The organism is Vibrio sp. M260118 (genome assembly GCF_036533755.1).
In the GTDB taxonomy this organism is placed as follows: Bacteria; Pseudomonadota; Gammaproteobacteria; order Enterobacterales; family Vibrionaceae; genus Vibrio.
The window spans coordinates 1-4,014 of the sequence record NZ_JATABG010000326.1; the positions used below are offsets into that span (position 1 = coordinate 1).

General features: G+C 45.4%; 3 protein-coding genes, 1 tRNA gene and 1 rRNA gene. 2 read left to right on the forward strand and 3 right to left on the reverse strand.

The window, feature by feature from the left end; genetic code table 11:
* Together rrf and QTO00_RS15945 are read left to right on the forward strand one after the other, a co-directional pair.
* A 5S ribosomal RNA gene (gene rrf / locus QTO00_RS15940) occupies positions 1 to 98 on the forward strand; the annotation flags it as partial.
* 94 nt (positions 99 to 192) lie between these two features.
* A tRNA-Asp gene (locus QTO00_RS15945) sits at positions 193 to 269 on the forward strand.
* A gap of 149 nt (positions 270 to 418) precedes the next feature.
* Here QTO00_RS15945 and QTO00_RS21010 read toward each other — a convergent pair.
* The 3 genes from QTO00_RS21010 to QTO00_RS15965 form a co-directional block, all read right to left on the reverse strand.
* Positions 419 to 1,454 (reverse strand): IS630 family transposase gene (locus tag QTO00_RS21010; protein WP_443088932.1). Its coding sequence is split into 2 segments (ribosomal slippage): positions 419 to 989 and positions 988 to 1,454, totalling 1,038 coding nucleotides; the frame shifts between segments, so codons are not numbered across the junction.
* A gap of 257 nt (positions 1,455 to 1,711) precedes the next feature.
* Positions 1,712 to 2,899 carry a heme biosynthesis protein HemY gene (locus QTO00_RS15960; protein WP_331425671.1) on the reverse strand — a complete coding sequence of 396 codons (1,188 nt, stop codon included), beginning with the start codon at positions 2,897 to 2,899 and terminating at the stop codon, positions 1,712 to 1,714.
* A partial coding sequence (locus tag QTO00_RS15965; protein WP_331425672.1) for a uroporphyrinogen-III C-methyltransferase occupies positions 2,899 to 4,014 on the reverse strand: 1,116 nt, incomplete at its 5' end. The genes QTO00_RS15965 and QTO00_RS15960, both read right to left, overlap by 1 nt.

The window sequence follows — 4,014 nt, forward strand, 5'->3', positions numbered from 1 at the left end:
TTGGACCCACCTGATTCCATGCCGAACTCAGAAGTGAAACGAATTAGCGCCGATGGTAGTGTGGGGCTTCCCCATGTGAGAGTAGGACATCGCCAGGCTTGCTTCCTTGTTTTTAGATTTTGAAAAATCTAAAGGCAAAACTAAATAAAGCGAGCTAACCATAAGACTTTATTTAGTAAAGAATACCACTGCGGAGTGGTAGTTCAGTTGGTTAGAATACCGGCCTGTCACGCCGGGGGTCGCGGGTTCGAGTCCCGTCCACTCCGCCACTTATTAGAAAGCCTAGTCTTATGACTAGGCTTTCGTCGTTTTAGAAGCCCGTTGCTGACGCAACGGGCTTCTTGCGTTTAAGGAGAGCACTACGCTTTGGAGTTGGTCATTCCATAGAACGACGAAGGAGTGATACCAATCTGGAAAATTAACTGATCAGGTTAGTCCACTCCCTTTCGCACATTGTTTGCACCCTATCTACGCTTTCCAAGAAGCAATTCCACGCACTACATACTTTCTCTACAATATCGTTATAGTTCGTAAAACTTTGGTTTGCCAAATAGTGTTGTCGTAGCCAACTCCAAACTTGTTCAATTGGGTTTAGCTCAGGTGAATAGGGAGGAAGTTTAACGATACTCACATTGGAAAACTGCTCACCAATATCATCGGTATGCCAACCTGCACCATCCATGATCACAACCGCATGACGACCTGGTTCCGTTACCTCAGATATTTGGGCAAGGTGCTGGATCATAATGTCTTTGTTTACCCAAGGGACGACTATCGCTTCTCCAGTTCCCCTTGCTGGACAGACTGAGCCAAATAGATAGGCATACTCAAACTGTTGTTGCTTGACCGCCCTTGGTCTTGTGCCTCGTTCGGCCCAGAGACGAGTGGTGGTATTTTGCTGACCAAATCTCGCTTCGTCTTGAAACCAGACATCAACACACGCTAGAGCTATATGTCCTGGGATCTTAAGGATCGTTTCGATTTTGAATTTTTTTAAAACTGTCTTGTGTTTCTTGAGATTGCTTAGGGTGTTTTGAGCGGGAGGTAATCCATGAAAAGCCCATGTGGTCGAGCAGGTAATAGATAGAGTCAGGATGATAGTGCTTGCCAAATTCTTTCACTATATAAGCGTGGATATCGGCACCAGTTAGTCGTCCGCCTTGTGGATCATTGGCTTTTTCTTTTATGTATTGGCTCAATTGCTGTCTTTGCTCGGGAGTTAAGAATGGAGGTCTTCCTGTTCTTGGCTTTTCCTGCAGTCCTTCCAGTCCTTCTTCAAGAAAGGTTTGAACCCACTTGTTGACACTGGTTCGGCTTACTTTGAGAAACTTGGCGATTTGTGTGCGTGAGTGTCCATCTTTGAAATGAGCAAGAGCTAGTAATCTCATTTTCATCTGAATTGATTTTTGCTGACTTGCGAGCTTTTTAAAGTCGATATTATTGAGACTGTCCATAGCGAATAAGTTCTAATATTGTATGGCCTTAATTAGATCATATTTTTACTTAGATTGGTATGAGTAGGGAATCTCTTGGAGTATTCTACTCGCTCATAGAGATCCCCAACTCACTCGTCCCTCGCTCTTGAGGATGACAGAAATAGAAAGGAGAGTTTCTAACCTTTTCCAGTTCTCCGTAGGACGAAGTCCGTTCCCGTATCCCAAACAAAAAAAGGCCACTCGAAAGAGTGGCCTTGGTGTATCTACATGAGTTTCTATGCTGCTGGGTCTTTAATAAGAGTTAGCGCCTTCTTAGATACCTCATGTGCAGCTTTGGTTAAGTTCTGCTTCTCTAGCGCATCAGAGAGATATCCATAGTCAGAAACATTAGAGCGTACGGAGAGTGCTTTCTCTAAATGTTGCTGAGCATCGGCCCATTTTTCGTCACGTAGATGGAACTGAGCGATGGCACTATGTGCTTCTGCATTATTTGCATCTTTACGTAGTGTACTTTCGAGGAAAGTGACTACAGGATGTGTATCCGCGAGTCTCAGCTCAGGAAGTAACGCATAAAGGTCGGAGTTTGGATGTTTCTTCAGCGTCTCTTTGATCAAGGTGAACGCTTCATTATCGGCTTGGCGCGACATCAACTGTTTAGCGAAACACTCCACCAGATGGATATCGACTTTCGCTTTACGCGGTAGAGCATTCCAATGAGCCAGCAAACCTTCACTGCCTTTCTGCTCTGCGACGTCAGCCATTAGGCCACATTGCGCTCTCTGAGTCAGTGGCTCTACCTCATCTTTGGTAACTATCTTATTTTTAACTAATTTAGGCATTAGGTCGATCAGCGGTTGCCAAAGCTTAAGTTCAATATACACCTGCTTCAACAAGTTTAAGACGATGGCATTGTTTGGGTAGCTCGCCTTTAACGTCGATAGGGTGTCAAATGCGTCATTGTAGTTAGCATCACGGATCTGCTGCTTGGCGCGTGTCAGTTCAACTGCCAGTTGAGAGTTGTCTTGTTGTGACGCGAGTTCTAGGTATCGATCGCGTTGCTGAGTATTGCCCATTCCTTGAGCTGCCTCTGAAGCAACTAAGTAACACAGTAGAGGCATGTCATGGTGATTGGCCCAGCGAGTCACTTTCTTTTCTGCCAGCTTGAAGTCACCTTCAAGAAGCTTGATGATCCCCTCATTGGTGTAACGACGAGAGCGGCGCATCTTTCTTACGCTAAACCAGTTCCACGTCGCTGAACTTGCGTTGAGCGCTTTCTTGACCAGAAATTCCAAGCCGAATAACGCTGCTAAGGTAGCGATAACAAAGATAACGAGAGTGGTGACGCTCATTTCAATCGTCTTGTTTGCGACAGAGATGAGCACATAACCTTGTTGTCCAGCGTACTGGGTGCCAGCAAATAGGCCTAAACCAAGTACGATAAAGAGGAAGATAACACGAAACATTATTTCTCCTCCGTTACTAAAGTCGTCACTTCACGGCGCAGGCGTTCACGAATAACGTCTGACAGTTGCTGCTGAGTTTCTAGTTTGACCGGGTAATCTACTTGCACCGTTTGCTTAGCCAGCAGTTCAATCGCGCTGTTAAATTCTTTAACCTCATTAGAATCTTGGTTTAAGAAGCTCGTTGACCATTGATCTGCGGTTTTCAATGCAGTGCTGTAGATATCTTGCTGCTCAACATAGACAGCTTTGATCGCCGTTTCCAGTTTAGCTTTAATGTTCTCTTTCAAGTAGAAATGTTGCTGTGGAGAGAGCAGTGGAATCACGTTTCCATCACGAGTTCTAAAGGTAATGAAGTTCTCTGAAAAATCTTTCAAAGAGGTCATTAAGTTGTTTTGCCAGTCATTGACATCTTCAGAGACAATTTGTTTTTCGACTTTTTGCGCTTCAGGAAGGAGCGCATTTGCCAGTGGGAGCTTATCCACTTGTTGCTGTAGAGCCGTGATGCGGAGTACCAGCCCTTCACGATCGACCAGTGGTACTGATTTGAGCTTAGTGATGTCGTTGGCCATCGACTTACGCAAAGGCACTAAGCTTGGATCATTAAGGGCTGCGATACGCTGATCGGCACTCTCCATTAACTGGGTAGCACTCACCGCATCGTGTTCTAAGAAGAGCTTTCTGCCCGCTAGCTTAACGAGGTAGTCTGCTTCTGCGAGTAGCCAATCATTTGGTCGGCGGCCTTGTACTTCCGACACGGCGACTTGAAGACTTTCGATACTTTTCTGCTGTTGCTCAAGTACTGTCTCTGCCCGATGAGTAATTTCTGTAGCTTTTGAAATGGCTTGTTGCTTAGTCGATTCAAGCTCAGATTGAACGTTATTTTGGGTCTGCTTAAGCTGAGCTTGCAGAGCATCAATTTGAGCTTGGTATTGGGCATTCTTTTGCTGCATGTGGAAGGTGAGACCGCCTCCAACTAGCAAAGAGATAATAATCGCAAGGGTGCCAAGCTTAGCGCCGCGATTACTTTGCTTTTTTTTTGTTTCTTGCTTAGGAGGTGTCGCTGGCTTTTTCTCTTCCACTGACACCTTCGCTGCTACCTCAGCCGTATCTCTAGC

Coding starts and splice junctions, on each gene's coding strand:
- QTO00_RS15960 (WP_331425671.1), bottom strand. CDS start 2,899: ATGTTTCGTGTTATCTTCCTCTTTATCGTACTTGGTTTAGGCCTATTT.